Here is a 15,448-nt window from a genome sequence, read left to right on the forward strand (position 1 = left end):
CCTCACCCCTTAACCTTCACAGCTGGACCCATTGTCGTCTTAACGTACACTGACTTTATCTGGCTCTCTCCCCTCTCCAGCTTTCCTATTATTGCGTTTAGCACTGCTTCTATGTTTTCAGCGAGCTCCTCATCACTCATCTTTTCAGTTCCCACTGGAGCATGAACTACTGGATTGTTCTTTAGCTGTATTCTCACGGTTTTCTTAAGTTTATTTACTATTGGCTCGAGGTTCGTCATTGTTGGAGGAACAACAACTGGCATCTTGTTCCTTGGACCTAGGTATCTACCCAAGTATCTACCTATCTTTGGCATCAGAGGGGCTTCTGCAATGAAGAAGTCGTATTTCTTGGCTAACTTTCTCGCTTGCCTTGGGCTTTGGGCAATCTCCTCTAACTCAGCACTACTAATAACATCAAGCCCGAGCCTCCTCGCCGCTTCAGCAACGGCACCATCAGCGATGACCGCGATCTTTACGTCTTTTCCTCTCCCGTGGGGAAGGACAACCTCAAGCTTGAATCTATTTTCGGGACGTTTTAGGTCTATATCTTTAAGGTTCACTGCCACTTCGACACTCTGTGTGAAGTTACGCGGCTTGGCCCGGGCTTTAGCCTCCTTCACCGCTTCCGCGATTTTCTGCCTATCAAAGGGCATTGTAGCCCTCCCTCCTATTTGTTTTTTAAACAAAAATCAAGTGGGGGTAAAAAGAGATATTTTTAAATTTTTTTATCTTCACTCTTTCTCAGCCTTTTCAAAGAGCTCGTCATAAACACCCTCATCTATTTCCTTCTGAACTACTCTCGGATCTTTGCCCTCTACTGTCACTCCCATGCTTAAAGCTGTTCCAATAACTTCCTTGGCAGCAGCTTTTAGTGTTAAGGCTAACATCTGCTCTCTCTTCATCTTTGCTATCTTGATGACCTGCTCCATCGTGAGGTTACCCACTATGTTGTGCTTTGGCTCACCGCTTCCCTTCTCTAGGCCAAGCTCCTTCTTTATGAGCTGGCTCGTTGGAGGAATACCAACCTCGATTTCGAACTGCTTGGTTACTGGATCAACTATTATCTTCACTGGAACCTGCATTCCTGCAAACTCTTTTGTTGCCTCGTTGATCTTATCAACTACCTGCTTAACGTTTAATCCAAGTGGACCAATTGCTGGACCGAGTGGAGGACCAGGAGTTGCCTTCCCTCCCTCAACGAGGACTTCTACAACCTGCTTTGGCATTTCTTCTCACCTCATTCCTCCTTCTGACGCTTGCTTATAAGCCTAACGTATTCCCCTCTAACGGTCACTGGAATAGGGACTATGGCTCCTATAAGTTCAACGACAATTTCATCTTTGCTCTCATCAACCCTAACAACTTTCGCCTTTTCACCCTTGAAGGGTCCAGATATTAGCTCAACGATATCTCCAGGTTCAAGACCACTAACAGCTGGCTTTTCTTCGAGGAAGTGTTCAATCTCACTAAACGGTATCTCTCCAGGCAAAACTCCTCTAGCGTGTCTAATTCCTCTAATAGCTTCATCAACCGCGCTCTTATTGGGGGCTTCAATGAATATATACCCTTTAACCTTTGAGGGAGCAAGTATTGCATATATAGGAAGATTATACGTCCTAACTTTACTATATATCAGCCTAGCAGTATTCTCTTCTTGACCTTGGGTAACTCTCACTGCAAATATCTTTCCACCCATCTCCTCAGCCCCCAAGCACGAGGATACCAATGATCCTTATAAGCATCCCTATAAGACCGATTAGTATTATTCCAAGCCCAGTAATTTTTGCAGCTTTCTTATACTCATCCCATCTGGGCTTTTTCGTCACAAGAAAGACCCTTTTTGATTCCTTCCAGAAATCTCTGAGCCTCTCCTGGAACGTTGCCATCCTCTAACCCCCACCACTTGATTGGTATTCAATTTAAAAATTTAATTCTTCTAGAGAAGAAAAAGGAAAAACATTAAAGCTCAGGTATGTTAAGTGCGATCCTTTTGACTTCTTCCTCCTCAGCAGAAACCGGGGTTTCTTCCTGGAACGTTACATACCGTGATGTGACTCCAGTAACTATTATCATTACCCTTATCGTCTTCTCAAGCTCGGGCTCAAGCTGGATTCCCCAAATAACCTGAGCCTTTGGATCAACGTTTCTCGTCACGTATTCAATAATCTGTTGAGCCTCCTCAAGCTTTACATCAGCACCGCTGATGCTTATCAAGGCTCCCTTTGCTCCACTTATGTCAACATCGAGTAGTGGACTATTAAGTGCCTGTTCAGCTGCCTCCATAGCTCTCTTCTCACTATCGCTTTCTCCGATTCCAATCATCGCAACTCCACCATCTTTCATGACAGCCCTAACATCGTTGAAGTCTAAATTGACAAGTCCTGGCTTGGTTATTAGCTCAGTTATCCCTTTTACGGCCTGAACTAGAATTTCATCTGCAACCTTAAATGCCATCTGGATTGGGAGCTTTGGTGCAACTTCTAGCAACTTGTCATTCGGGATAACTATTACGGTATCAGAGCTCTTTGCTAGTCTCTTCAACCCATACTCAGCGTTCTTAGCTCTCCTTATTCCTTCCATAGTGAACGGTAGCGTAACAACAGAAACTGTTAAAGCTCCCATTTTCTTTGCCATTTCAGCTATAACTGGAGCGGCACCTGTTCCCGTTCCTCCACCAAGACCGCATGTTATGAAGACCATGTCAGCCCCTTCAAGAGCCTCTCTGATTTCTCTCTCGCTTTCCTTTGCGGCCTCTTCTCCTATTTTTGGATCATTTCCAGCACCTAGTCCTCTAGTAAGTTCCTTACCTATGAGGATTTTTTGATGAGCTTTAATCTTTAGAAGATCTTGAGCATCGGTGTTTACTGCAATTATCTTTGCACCAGTGACACCAACCTCCATCATCCTATTAACCGTATTTCCACCAGCACCACCAACACCAACAACATAAATCCTTGCTTTTATCTGCTCAACTATCTTTTTAAGCTCTTCATCAATGCTTGACTGAGGAACCTGAACTTCCTGAACTTTCTTCTCCCCACCTTCATTGGCAACCCTTTCAACAACGTTCTCTACAAGCTTCAGCATGTTCCAACCCCTCCTAGGAGATGCTAAAGTCTAAGGGAGGATTTAAAGTTAAGAAATATATAAACTTCACTCTCCTTTAACCATGACCCTAGGAAGTGGAATCGGATAAGGGATTCTCATTTCTTTAGCTAGGGTCATAAGCAGAGGCATTAGCTCGGATGTCGTGAAGTTAACTACCTCAGCAACCAAGTCTCCAGGGAGAACTTTTTTCTCCTCCCACTCGTCAAGAATCGAGTCTATAGCATCCTTATTTTTTGGAAGATAGAACAATCTTATTTTCACATTAACTTTGGCAACTTCCGGATTATACTTTACTTCATAATTTACATCAACTTCTATTCCCTTAACCCTGCCAGTAGGAAGATAAAGCTCCCCCAATCTAAGGTTCTCTATTCTTGGGTTCAATGATACCTCAACCTTGCCTCCAGGGGTAGGGGATTTAGTTACCTCTATCCCCAGTATGTTATGTCCAAGTATTGGCACTTCCTGTCACCGATGGTAGGAGAAAATAATCACTTATTAATGTTTGCATGGATTCTTAGCTTTACGTCCCTAATAACGTCCTCCTTTTTCATATCTGGATTTTTAGAATATAGGTAAGATATGTCCTCTAAGATGTAGAGGAGCTTTTCAAGGATATCTTTACCATGGTTCCAAGGTGTCGCATACCTAAATTGCAACAGCTCAGCTATCTCATCAACGTCAAATTCAGCTAAAACATTTTCAACTTCCCCTTTTGCTACTACAACCTTCTTGCCATTAATAATTAGCGTTATGTCAGACATTTCCATCATTTAATAGTTTGGAAGTTCAAGTAAATTAACTTTACGTTTTTCCTTAAACATCACCTCCCAGACAAAATATAACTCAGCATTCCTCCTAGAGAAGCAAGATTTGCAAAGAAGAGAAAATTTCTCACTTTCCTCATTTGAATGACAAGCATTGTCCGAAGGCCACTAAATTAAGGCAAAAGGACAAGAGATCAACATAGCACACTAAAAGTTAGTTAATCCTTGATAAACTCAAGGCCAAGCTCCTCTGCCAGAGATCTTGCCAATTGCCTAGTCTCGCCTCTGCTCCCCTTCCAGTCTACGTAAATCGCCTCAACTTTTTCAGCGAACCTATCTAGGGCCTTAAGAATAACCTCTTTAGGAACGGGCTGAGCATACTTTGGCAGGATATGCCCAAATGCAATCTCACTCTCCAAAGCAACTTTAGTCTGTTTAGGGGCATAATGGCCCCCACCAATCCCAAGGGCAACCTTAAACTTCTTTCCATAGTTTTTAAGGACATAAATTATTGTCTCGGCAATGATTTCCCCAGCCCTATCATTAACCCACTCTTCTTCACTAGAGCCAATCTCTATGAAAAAGCTAGGAACTTCCAGCTCACTCGGTCCATGGTGAGTTGCCTCATAACAAACTGTCCAACCAAGATCATTAAGCTCACTCATTTTTAGTAGTGCAAGTTTCATTGCACTTGGAAGGGCTATTGCAAAGCTTTCATCCCTGCCACCATACATAGCCTTTCCCCAGTTCCCAGTAACGTGAGTAGTTAAAGAAGGAAGCTTCTGCTTACTCGAGTGCCTAGAGGCGAAGGCTATTACCTCGGGCTTAAATCCAAGTTGCTTCTCAATTTCTCTGTCCAAATAATCGTAGTATATCATCTCATCATTGGTCGTTAGGATTAAGATATCACCCTTCTCATAAATCCTATTTCCATCAAAAACTCTCTCACTCTCCCTAAAGCCAAAGTGTTCAATTAGCTTTTCCTTTATATTCATTGAAGCCTTGTCAATCTTCGTTGTCATTATAACCTTCATGCAGGCCACCGAAGTAGAAGTAAGGCCAGAACTTATAAAGATTTCAAAATAAGCCCAACATATGAAGAGAGTATCAACTTCTAGGATAACGGTTTCAAAAGGACAACGAGGTTTTTCAAAGATGCACTTGAAAAGCCATTCTGGAATTTCTAAAAATTTTTGATATAAAATGTTCGAATTTGGACTTAACATTAAAAGATTAGGCATTATGTGAAATTAGCTTCAGAGCATTAATACGTGAATTTGAAAAACGTAAAGTATATAAGTGAAATGCTACATAAAATTAAGAACACACTAGTTCATCCATGTACGAGGTGGACACTATGAAGAAAATTGTGCTACCCCTACTTGCAATTCTTTTAATATTTGGGGTTGTTATTTCGGGTTGTATAGGAGGAACCACACAGACAACAACAACTCAAAAAGAAGTAGTAAAGGAAGTTACAATATACACCGGAGGTACCAGAGGAGTTTATTATCCACTGGGAACAAGATATGCAGAATTACTAAGAAACGCAGGGATAAACGCAAAGGCAGTAACTAGTGGAGCAAGTGTCTCCAATGCCAAAGCTATTGGGGAAGGAAATGCTCAAGCGGCCATAATGCAGAATGACGTGGCATATTATGCCTACCACGGCCTCTACATGTTTGAAGGCAATGCTATAAAGAACTTGAGAGGGGTTGCTGCATTATATCCAGAAACCATTCAGTTTGTAGTAAGAGCAGACAGCGATATAAAGAGTCTCCAAGATTTAGCTGGGAAGAAGGTAGCAATTGGAGCTCCTGGAAGTGGAACAGCAGTCGCTGCTGAACAAATTCTTAAAGCGGCTGGAGTATGGGATAAGATACAGAAAGTTAATCAGGACTTCTCCCAAGCAACACAAGCTTTAAAATTGGGACAAATCGACGCCGCTGTTATAGTAGCTGGAGCCCCAACACCAGCTGTCGTTGAGATAGCAGTTACAACTCCAGTAAGAATAATTCCCATCCCAGATGATATACTTAAGAAATTGAAAGAGGAAGGTTACATATTCTACGTTAGGCAGGTGCTACCCAAGGACACATATAAGGGCATGACAGAAGATACTCCAACATTAGCAGTGAAGGCAATCCTCGTGGTAAGTGCCGACCTTCCAGAGGATCTAGTGTATAAGATGACCAAGGTTCTATTTGACAATGTTGAAGAATTAAGGGCTGTCCACCAGAAGGCTAGATTCATAAGCCTGAAAACTGCCCTAGATGGAATGAGTGTTCCTCTTCACCCTGGAGCATATAAGTACTACGAGGAGAAGGGCATCCAGGTTCCAGACGAAATTAAGCCCCCAAGCGGGTGAAAAGTTTGAAGCATTTACTTATTTTTATTCCTTTTTTGTTTTTATCATTATTTTTAGTCAAAATTTATGTGCCAACGGAGGAGGTATGTTTAATTTCAGAAAGAGGATGTGTGTGCACTCCAACGCCTACTGTCATTAAGGTTGAATATATCCACAGCGTTCAAAGAATTCCAATAACAGAAATATTGATAGCAAACTCTTCGGGAATTTTCTTCACAGAAATGATATGGCACGATTTTGGAGCCGGGCTTCCGGAAGAGTTTGATGAGTTTGTAAACGGATCATATGTAATACGCGATAAAAAGTACTTGGGAACAGAGATGGAATATTGGTTTATTCCGGAAAATAATGCTACAATAATTCTTGGATCAAAGGTTGTAGATGTCAACGGACTAATAACTTTGAGGGTTGAAAAGGTTTCTTACTTAAAGCACAGACTTGGGAGGTGTTGATGGTGGAAGAAGCAAAAAAAGTTGAAGAAATCGTCACAAGAACGAGGAAGTTGCCAAAAAAATATGAAACGATAATAAAAGTAGCTGCAGTTTTAATTGGTATTTATGAGATAATATTTATTTTCAACTTTAATGGGGCACTATATAAGCTCCTCTCTAATATGGGAATAAAACTCGACTTCCTATTATACACCCTCCAGACTCAGCAGGGGGAAGCCTTTATTCTCGCAATGATTCTAGTTATGGCTTACCTCCTGTACCCGATGAGAAAAAAGAAAGAGTATTTCGAAAAAATACACCCTATAGACTACTTGTTCCTCGGGTTAAGTTTACTCACAATGGGATATCTGTTTTATAGATACCCAGAATATGCCCAAACTGCAACAACATATGGGAGGGACATTATATTTGCATTAATCGCAATTATCGTAGTCCTCGAGGCTACTAGAAGAGTAATAGGATGGGTGCTCCCTCTAATAGTTAGTATATTCCTCCTCTATGCCCTGCACAATATAGGATTCAATTTGAAAGTTTTCACTGAGCACATGTACCTTGCAAGTGAGGGAATTTTTGCAACCCCCTTATATGTTATGACAATTTACGTCTTTGCATTCATCTTTTTCGGAGCGTTCCTTCTCAAAATTGGAATTAGCGACTATATAACAGAGTTCATGATAAGTGTATTTGGATCAAGACCTGGAGGGCCTGCAAAGGCAGCGGTCATAGCTAGCGGGTTAATGGGAACCGTAAGCGGTTCAAGCGTTGCCAATGTCTTAACAACCGGTACATTTACAATACCATTAATGAAAAAGGCTGGGTATCCGCCAGAAATTGCTGGGGCTGTAGAACCCGTTGCATCTACGGGAGGACAGTTAATGCCTCCAATAATGGGAGCGGCAGCCTTCATAATGGCGGAGTTTATAGGAGTCCCATATAATAAGATAATAATAGCAGCAGTCTTACCAGCACTTGTATATTACTCAGGAGTGTACTTATTCATAGACAGAGAAACGAAAAGGCTCGGTCTAAAAGGGATGCCAAAAGAGGAATTCAAACCAATAAGATACTTTTTAAGGAAAAGTTACATACTCCTTCCAATAGTCGTCATAACGATAGCACTAGTATGGGGTATACCGGCCCATATCTCCGCGATATCCTCATTAGGGGTAGCTATATGGGTCGCCTGGATCTCAAAAGACAATATACAGGGAAACGAACTGCTATACGTTGCAAGTGTGATTGCAGGAACAATAGTTATGTTTTCTGGAAGAGGATATCAATTATTAGTCCTCTTGTCCATAATGTTAATTGTATTAGCAATACAAGGGAAATACGCAAAATTCAACGAGAAATTATACATAACACTTCTATTTTATGGGTTCATTGTTTTAAACCAAATTGTTGGGATGAATAAAGAGAACCTCTTGTTCTTAACGGGAATATTTGGAATAGTGTTCTCCCTAATAGTGGGCCTGCTCTCAAAAACAGAAGACGGAAAGATAATGTTGTCCGCCACATACACATCTATGATAGAAGCCGGTAAAACGAGTGTGGCAGTAATGCTGGCAGCAGCAAGTGCAGGTTTAATTCAAGGATCTTTAACAATCACAGGATTAGCGAATTCCCTCGGATACAAACTAGCATCTTTAACTGGGGGCAATCTATGGCTTCTCCTCATATTCACCATGGTATTCAGCCTTATACTTGGAATGGGAGTTCCTACAACGGCAAACTATATCATAACTTCACTAGTCATGGCACCCGCAATTTTTAATGTAGTTCATTCCCTACCCCCATATAATGAGCCAGTTCCAGGATTTTCAACCCCAATAGCTATGTTAGCAGCCCACTTCTTTGTATTCTACTTTGGAATTCTCGCAGATGTAACACCACCAGTAGCACTTGCAAGCTATGCAGGCTCCACACTAGCCGGAGGAGACTTCTGGAAAACCGCTATGAACGCAGTAAAATATGCTCTAGCCGGATATTTAGGCCCGTATATATACTTCACACATCCCCAAATGTTCCTAATCACAGTCAAACATTGGACCCTTACCACGGCCCTCCAGGTTATATACTACTTTGCAGGGACAATACTCTTAATGTACATGCTATCCATAGCAATCACCGGCTGGTACAACGGCCGCCTCAAAATGCCATGGAGGATCCTTATGATCGCAGTTGCCCTAGCCTCCACAACACTTCACTACTTACCAATCCTCCTCTCCCTAATGATAATAATGGTGACCAAGCTGTTCTGGAAGAAACTTACCGAATGAGTGGGATTAGTTTTATAATCTCCCCCTTTATTCTTTATTTCAGAATGCCAAGGGAGAAGGTTGTTAGAGTTTGGGACGAGAGGGAAGTAGTTTACACTCCAAAAAGGTGGAGGATTCTTTGGGAGAAAAGAGAAAAGGCCCTAAAAATTATGGAGCTCCTCAAAGAGTTTGACCCTCACGTTTATGGGAGCGTGGCCAGGGGGGACGTGAGGAAAGACAGCGACATCGACATAGTTATTCCATACAGGGTTCCAAGCTATCTTATAGAGCTCGCGTTAGGGGATCTAATTCAGAGAAGGAGAATAGTTATGGCAACTCCCTGGCACCTAATAAAGGGTCACATAGAAATAGACGAAGAAACAACAGTAACATTCTTCCTTGTCGATCCTACAGATAGAGAGCTTGAATTCTATAAGTGGGGAGGAATGCTTGACCTCTGGGGAGTTAAAACTAAGCAGAGAGTCCCAGGGGTGAATAAAAAGCTGATACTTATTATCCCAACGGAAAAAGGCCACATTGAAAGGGAAGTTGTTGGGAGAGAACCTGAAGTTGCAAAGATTCTGGGAGTCAGCATAGACATAGTTGAAGAGAGGGTTAAAGTCCTTACTAGGAGGGATAGAATAGGGAGAACGGGAATATACCTTGATGAAGAAGTTCCAGACTGGAAGAGCTTTGAAGAATTTCTGAAAGAAATTGCCGACAGAGATCCCAACATAAGGAGGAGAGTTAGGGAGAGCCTATGAAAAAGTTTATAATTTGGTTAAAAGTCAATCTCACCCGACGGGGCCGTAGGGTAGCTTGGCCTATCCTGCGGGCTTCGGGAGCCCGTGACCCGGGTTCAAATCCCGGCGGCCCCACCATCAGAACACTTCTTAAGAATTTGGGTTGAAATTTTATATAAAGAATCTTCTAACCAACTAGAGCGGTGATGCTCATGGGGTACAAGATCAAAGATGAATGGGGAGAGTTTTTGGTCAAGCTCGCAAGGAAGGCGATAGAAGAGTACCTCAGAACTGGGAGAGAAATTGAACCACCTCACAACACGCCACCAGAGTTGTGGGAAAAAATGGGAGTTTTCGTGACCCTGAATAGGCACAACGTACCTCCTCAGGCAGCATTGAGAGGGTGTATAGGATTTCCCCTACCAATATATCCCTTAGTCAAGGCCACGATAAAAGCCGCAATATACGCGGCAGTTGATGACCCAAGATTTCCTCCAGTACAACCCGAAGAAATGGACAACTTAACCGTTGAGGTTAGCATCTTAACCCCACCAGAACTCATAGAAGGGCCGCCCGAGGAAAGGCCCAAAAAAATAAAGGTTGGAAGGGATGGATTGATAGTAGAAAAAGGGATATATTCAGGGCTATTACTACCCCAAGTTCCCGTAGAATGGGGATGGGACGAGGAGGAGTTTTTAGCGGAGACATGCTGGAAGGCAGGACTTCCTCCAGACTGCTGGTTGGACGAGGATACAAAAGTTTACAAGTTTACTGCCGAAATATTTGAGGAAGAATATCCAAGAGGACCCGTGAAGAGGAAACCGCTCGTCTAATCTTCCAACCTCTCCACTATCTCTAAGCTGACATCAAAGTTTTTAACCGAATGGGTCAGGTATCCGAGGCTTATAACATCTATATCCAATCTCGCATATTCCTCAATGTTTTCGGGAGTTATTCCCCCAGATACCTCGATCTTAACTTTATCCCTCAAGCCAAGATCTCTAAGCTTCTTCAATGTTAATTCGATCTCCTCGGGTTTCATGTTATCGAGCATAACTATATCCGCCCCAGACTTTGCCGCTTTTATTGCATCTTCAACTGTTTCCACTTCAACTTCAACAACTTTGTAAACGCTGAACTCCTTCGCTTTCTTTACGGCCTCCTCCAAAGGAACTAATGCCAAATGATTGTCTTTTATTAGGATTGCATCGCTTAGAGAAAACCTGTGGGGCTCACCCCCACCTATCAATATTGCCCTTTTGTCAATTAACCTCAGAAGGCTCTTTCTTGTGCCGGCAACCTTAACTTTAGGATTAACTTTCCTTACCCTCTCAACGAGCTTCCTAACTTCAGTTGCAATCCCACTCATTCTTCCCATTATGTTAAGTGCTGTCCTTTCAACAAGGAGAATTGCTCTTGCATTTCCCTTGAGTTCAAGCACGATTTCTCCCCTTTTAACACTCTCCCCATCACTCTTCCTCAAGGTAACCTCAACGCCAAAGTGTTCAAAAAGAGCCTTCGCCTCTTCAACTCCCGCTATTATGCCGTCCTGCTTTGCTATTATAACGGCCCTCGCCTTCATATCTTTGGGAATTATGGCCTCGCTGGTTACATCACCATAAGGAGCATCCTCCTCAATGAACCTCAAAAGGTAGCGAAGGGGAACCATAGAACATCCCTCAGCTCATTTCTAGCATTCTCTCTATTGCTCTCCTAGCCTTCTCCGCAATATCCTCAGGAACTGTAACTTCAAACTTCATATCCCTCAGTGACTCGTAAACGTGTCTTAATGTTATAGCCTTCATTCCAACGCACACAGCATCCGCCCTCGCCGGATAAAACTTCTTCTCCGGATAAAGCTTCTTGAGCCTATATACCATCTCCCTCTCAGTAAAAACCACCCACTCATCCCATTCACACGCTCTCTTTATCATTCCTCCAGTAGAGACTATTATGTCAGCTTTTTCTTGAACTTCTGGAATGCACTCGGGATGAACCATTAACTTTGCATTTGGATGAAGCCTCTTAGCCCTCTCCACATCCCTAAGTGTGAACTTCTGGTGAACATAACAGTGGCCATTAGGAGGGACTGGAATAACTTTCTTCCCAGTTACCTTCGCAACGTAGTGGGCCAAATTCTTATCGGGGCCAAATATGACGACATCTGAATCCAACTTGCTAACGATGTCAACGGCGTTAGCCGAGGTTACGGTGACATCTGCGTATGCTTTAGTTTCAGCCGTGCTATTAACGTAAAGTACAACCGGAGCGTTTGGATACTTTTTCTTAGCCTCAAGAATATGTCTAACCTTAACCATGTTGGCCATCGCACACGTAGCCTTCCTTGTAGGAATGAGGACGGTCTTGTCCGGATTAAGGATCTTTGCAGTTTCAGCCATGAAGTCAACACCGGCAAAAACTATAACCTCTGCATCAACTTTCGTTGCCTTCCTCGCTAACTCAAGGCTATCCCCAACAAAATCCGCAACATCCTGCACTTCTGGCAGCTGATAATTGTGGGCGAGAATTACGGCATTCCTCTCTTTCTTAAGCCTTTTCACTTCTTCCATAAGCTCCTCAAGCCTCATCAACTCACCTGAAGATATTGTCATTAATTTACATTAAAACCTTGTTGGACATATATGACCAAGAACCTCAAAGCAGGCAAGTACCAAGGAAGAAGCTTGGCCTTCTAAACTCTTCCCTGGTATATGGGAAGTCCTCTCTATAATGAGCTCCCCTACTTTCCTCCCTTTTAAGAGCACATTCAAGAACGGCCCTTGCCAGAAGTTTTAACCTTGGATCAGCTTCTATGCTCTCAAGTTTTCTCAGTCCTTCTTTTAGAGATGTAGCACTTCTAACGATGCCAGCATGGTTCCACATCAAAGTCCTCAGCCCCTCAACATCTCCAAGCTCATATCCAGAATAGGGAGCATCATTAACTTCCCTACTCGGTTTCTCCCTTAGGATTGTCCTACTGACCTCAAGTCCAGAAACAATACATTCGAGGAGGGAATTACTAGCCAGCCTGTTGGCTCCATGGAAACCATTGCTCGCAGCTTCACCTACCGCATACAGACCCTTTACCCTGGTCCTATAGAAGTAATCAACACTTATTCCCCCTATTGTGTAGTGAGCTACGGGGGTAACTGGAATTGGGTCTTTATATGGATCTATCCCCTCCTTTCGCAGGAACGAGTATATATAGGGAAACCTAGACTTGAAGTCCTCTATTGATCTTGCATCGAGGAATATTCCCTTTCCCTCAAGCATTTTCAGGTAGATCGCTCTAGCAACTACATCCCTGGTCTCAAGCTCATTAACAAACCTTTCACCATCCCCGGTTATCAGCTTCGCACCAGCTCCTCTCACGGCCTCACTTATTAGGTACGTTCTCTTGCCAACGAACCCAGTAGGATGAAATTGAACGAACTCAATATCCCTCAGAGGAAGTCCCTTCATTGCAACATCCCCAATTAGAAGACCAATATTATTTTGATTTCCAGCGGTGAAGCGATAAAGTCCTGAAAATCCCCCAGTAGCTATGACAACAGCATCAAATCTGTTAAGCTCTCCCTCAACAAAAACCCCAGCAAGCTTTTTTCCCTTTATTCCGATCTCCTCAACAAGTTTTCTCTCAAAATTAACCCCAAGTTCCCTTGCGTGCTTTTCCAAAATTGGGATTATATGTTTCCCGGTCTCACTCCTTATGGTGAATATTCTTGGAAACGAATGACCCCCCTCAAGCTCGGTTCCCGTGAAGGTGATTCCCATCCTAAGTAAGAAGTCATAAGCCTCTGAAGCCTTCGATATTACATTCCATACAGCAACATCGTCGTTTAGATACTTCCCTCCCCTCAGGGTATCAAGAACATGTGATAGAATTGAGTCCCCCTCTAATACTGGGATCGCTATACCCGCTTGAGCCAGGTATGAATTTGACTCCTTGGACTTTGGGCCAAATATCGTGACGTTAACACCTCTCTCTGCCAATGAAATTGCCGATGTCAAGCCGGCAAGGCCCGTTCCTACTACAGCGACCTCCATTATAGCTCCCAAAAGTTAAAAAATTAGTTAGCTTATACGCTTTTCCCTCTAGCCCAGTGACAACTACTCCAGCAATAATCATTCCAGATTTTGAATGCCATGAGGGAGAGTGAGTAGAAAAAAGGCTTTAATTGACTTCTATCCTCTCGTCTTCATTTATCCAAGGAATCCCCTCATCTGAGCCAGCTTCATAACATCCCCTTCTCCCCTAAAGACGAGTTCCGCCTCCTCAACGTATTCCTGAATCTGATCAGGCTTGAATTCCCTCACCCTCTCGGCGAGCTTCTTTAAACCGACCTCTTCAGCAACTTTGAATGAGAAGAACTTCATAGCAAACTCGAGGTCGTCATAAACGTGAAGGTAATACTCTGACACCCTCTCAAGGTCTTTATCCGTTACTGAGTTCAAGGCCAGCAACTCCGGTGGGAGACCTATGGAATACAGAGATGCCGTGAACTTAATAGCTCTTGGAAGAGCAAGGCCATTAACGTTTCTTGCATAGCCGAACAACCCTATATGTAACTTTCTTCTTCTCCTATCTGGAATCCTTGAAGCTAGTCTCCTAATATGGGGAGCCAAGAGCTTTATCTGATTCTGATACTCCACTTCGTAGGCAGTTAAGAACTCTGGAATATCAACGGGCGTAGGAGCTCTCCTTTTCGTTGACTTTATCTTATCAACGGCCTTCACAACATCCCTGGCAGGATAATCAAATTTAAATGAGCTCTGAATTGTATATGTCTGAACGCTGGGATACTCCTCGAGAACAACATCAACATTGTCCGGCCTCATTCCTCCTCTAAATGGAGGACCCCCAACACCCACTATTGGATATAAGGAGATTGACATCTCCTCTTCAAGCTTTGCCAGCTCGTACAGAGCCTTTTTGACATAAGTTACAGCCGTTATGAGACCATAATTCATCGCGGGATCACTTCTGGCAAAGAAAACCCTCTGATGCTCAAAATCCTTATCTTTAAGGAATTCCTTCACTATTCTAGATGACTTCAATAGGGCAGATTTTGTTTCAAAAAGAGGAATTATCCTGATTTCCTCAGGGTAGAATTCTCCTATCCACTCACCAACCGTAACATCGTGTATTACCTCGCTACTTATCCCAACTATCTTTTTGTAAAGCTGGTACACCCTTTCAAGCTCAGCAGAGCTCGTCGTCATTGGAAGGATAACTTCGAATATCGGGGCTATTGAGTCATTGTAAAATATTCGAGCATAGTCAGCAGCCCTCGTTATACCCTGAAGCGTCTCAAGAAGTAATTTAGCCTCAGCCTTCTCAACCGAGGGGTTCGGAACTCTTGGGGTTAGCCTTAAGTCTTTGCCTAGGATTTTCTTCTTGAAAAACATTGGATAACGCTCAAGCAACTTCTTAACAACGAATTCATCGACTTCTTTTCCTTCAAAGTCCCACATCTGCTCATCGGCACCAAGAACACTATAAGCATAAAAAGCCTCTGTTATTTCATCCTCTCCCCCAAGTACTGGAGAGTGAGAAAAGAAGGGTATTGAATAATTGTCTGGATGCTGAGTACTCATAACCCTCGGTATCACTATGCCCACCCAATTGGCAAGGAATATGTCACTTTAAAGATTATCGGGAGATTTTATGAACAAATGACAACATTATAAAGGATTCATCAAAACTCAATATTGTTAGAAACAGCATAGAACAGTACTAACAACTAGAAAA

The 15,448-nt window shown here is 42.8% G+C and carries 17 protein-coding genes and 1 tRNA gene; 6 read left to right on the forward strand and 12 right to left on the reverse strand.

Annotated elements, in window-relative coordinates:
- Positions 1 to 2: 2 nt before the first annotated feature.
- From PY04_RS00310 to PY04_RS00345, 8 genes are all read right to left on the reverse strand, one after another.
- Entirely contained in the window at positions 3 to 653 is a 651-nt protein-coding gene (locus PY04_RS00310; RefSeq protein ID WP_014733190.1) for a 50S ribosomal protein L1, read from the reverse strand.
- A gap of 78 nt (positions 654 to 731) precedes the next feature.
- A complete protein-coding gene (locus PY04_RS00315) occupies positions 732 to 1,226 on the reverse strand; it encodes a 50S ribosomal protein L11 (RefSeq protein ID WP_014733191.1) in 495 nt (164 codons plus the stop codon).
- Positions 1,227 to 1,237: 11 nt separating this feature from the next.
- The gene (locus PY04_RS00320; RefSeq protein ID WP_014733192.1) at positions 1,238 to 1,696 is read right to left on the reverse strand and encodes a transcription elongation factor Spt5; all 459 of its coding nucleotides are present in this window, start codon (positions 1,694 to 1,696) and stop codon (positions 1,238 to 1,240) included.
- A 4-nt stretch (positions 1,697 to 1,700) separates the two neighbouring features.
- A complete protein-coding gene (locus PY04_RS00325; RefSeq protein WP_014733193.1) occupies positions 1,701 to 1,886 on the reverse strand; it encodes a protein translocase SEC61 complex subunit gamma in 186 nt (61 codons plus the stop codon).
- A 73-nt stretch (positions 1,887 to 1,959) separates the two neighbouring features.
- Complete coding sequence (gene ftsZ / locus PY04_RS00330) at positions 1,960 to 3,087, reverse strand: cell division protein FtsZ (protein WP_014733194.1); 1,128 nt, start codon at positions 3,085 to 3,087, stop codon at positions 1,960 to 1,962.
- Between the two features lie 66 nt (positions 3,088 to 3,153).
- The gene (locus PY04_RS00335; RefSeq protein ID WP_014733195.1) at positions 3,154 to 3,570 is read right to left on the reverse strand and encodes a hypothetical protein; all 417 of its coding nucleotides are present in this window, start codon (positions 3,568 to 3,570) and stop codon (positions 3,154 to 3,156) included.
- A gap of 29 nt (positions 3,571 to 3,599) precedes the next feature.
- Complete coding sequence (locus PY04_RS00340; protein ID WP_237710126.1) at positions 3,600 to 3,872, reverse strand: hypothetical protein; 273 nt, start codon at positions 3,870 to 3,872, stop codon at positions 3,600 to 3,602.
- A gap of 221 nt (positions 3,873 to 4,093) precedes the next feature.
- Positions 4,094 to 4,909 (reverse strand): D-aminoacyl-tRNA deacylase, encoded by an 816-nt coding sequence (locus tag PY04_RS00345; protein ID WP_014733197.1) that lies wholly within the window; start codon positions 4,907 to 4,909, stop codon positions 4,094 to 4,096.
- Positions 4,910 to 5,232: 323 nt separating this feature from the next.
- Between PY04_RS00345 and PY04_RS00350 the strand changes: the two genes are divergently transcribed.
- The 6 genes from PY04_RS00350 (at position 5,233) to PY04_RS00375 (ending at position 10,529) form a co-directional block, all read left to right on the forward strand.
- Entirely contained in the window at positions 5,233 to 6,243 is a 1,011-nt protein-coding gene (locus PY04_RS00350) for a TAXI family TRAP transporter solute-binding subunit (RefSeq protein ID WP_014733198.1), read from the forward strand.
- Between the two features lie 68 nt (positions 6,244 to 6,311).
- Entirely contained in the window at positions 6,312 to 6,695 is a 384-nt protein-coding gene (locus tag PY04_RS00355; RefSeq protein ID WP_167884972.1) for a DUF1850 domain-containing protein, read from the forward strand.
- Positions 6,695 to 8,974, forward strand: a complete 2,280-nt coding sequence (locus PY04_RS00360) for a TRAP transporter fused permease subunit (protein WP_014733200.1) — start codon at positions 6,695 to 6,697, stop codon at positions 8,972 to 8,974. The genes PY04_RS00355 and PY04_RS00360 overlap by 1 nt, the downstream gene beginning before the upstream one ends.
- 44 nt (positions 8,975 to 9,018) lie before the next feature.
- Complete coding sequence (locus PY04_RS00365) at positions 9,019 to 9,717, forward strand: nucleotidyltransferase domain-containing protein (RefSeq protein ID WP_048056164.1); 699 nt, start codon at positions 9,019 to 9,021, stop codon at positions 9,715 to 9,717.
- A gap of 39 nt (positions 9,718 to 9,756) precedes the next feature.
- Positions 9,757 to 9,834: transfer RNA gene (locus PY04_RS00370), tRNA-Pro, on the forward strand.
- Between the two features lie 74 nt (positions 9,835 to 9,908).
- Entirely contained in the window at positions 9,909 to 10,529 is a 621-nt protein-coding gene (locus PY04_RS00375) for a TIGR00296 family protein (protein WP_014733202.1), read from the forward strand.
- On the opposite strand, the gene nadC is transcribed toward PY04_RS00375, so the two are convergent.
- From nadC to ppcA, 4 genes are all read right to left on the reverse strand, one after another.
- Entirely contained in the window at positions 10,526 to 11,365 is an 840-nt protein-coding gene (gene nadC, locus PY04_RS00380; RefSeq protein WP_014733203.1) for a carboxylating nicotinate-nucleotide diphosphorylase, read from the reverse strand. The genes PY04_RS00375 and nadC overlap by 4 nt on opposite strands.
- 10 nt (positions 11,366 to 11,375) lie before the next feature.
- On the reverse strand, positions 11,376 to 12,284 hold the full coding sequence (nadA, locus tag PY04_RS00385; RefSeq protein WP_014733204.1) for a quinolinate synthase NadA: 909 nt from the start codon (positions 12,282 to 12,284) through the stop codon (positions 11,376 to 11,378).
- Positions 12,285 to 12,351: 67 nt separating this feature from the next.
- Positions 12,352 to 13,743 (reverse strand): L-aspartate oxidase, encoded by a 1,392-nt coding sequence (locus PY04_RS00390; RefSeq protein ID WP_014733205.1) that lies wholly within the window; start codon positions 13,741 to 13,743, stop codon positions 12,352 to 12,354.
- A 156-nt stretch (positions 13,744 to 13,899) separates the two neighbouring features.
- Positions 13,900 to 15,309 carry a phosphoenolpyruvate carboxylase gene (ppcA, locus tag PY04_RS00395; RefSeq protein WP_048055841.1) on the reverse strand — a complete coding sequence of 470 codons (1,410 nt, stop codon included), beginning with the start codon at positions 15,307 to 15,309 and terminating at the stop codon, positions 13,900 to 13,902.
- Positions 15,310 to 15,448: the final 139 nt, after the last annotated feature.

This window comes from Pyrococcus sp. ST04, from assembly GCF_000263735.1.
Lineage (GTDB): Archaea > Methanobacteriota_B > Thermococci > Thermococcales > Thermococcaceae > Pyrococcus.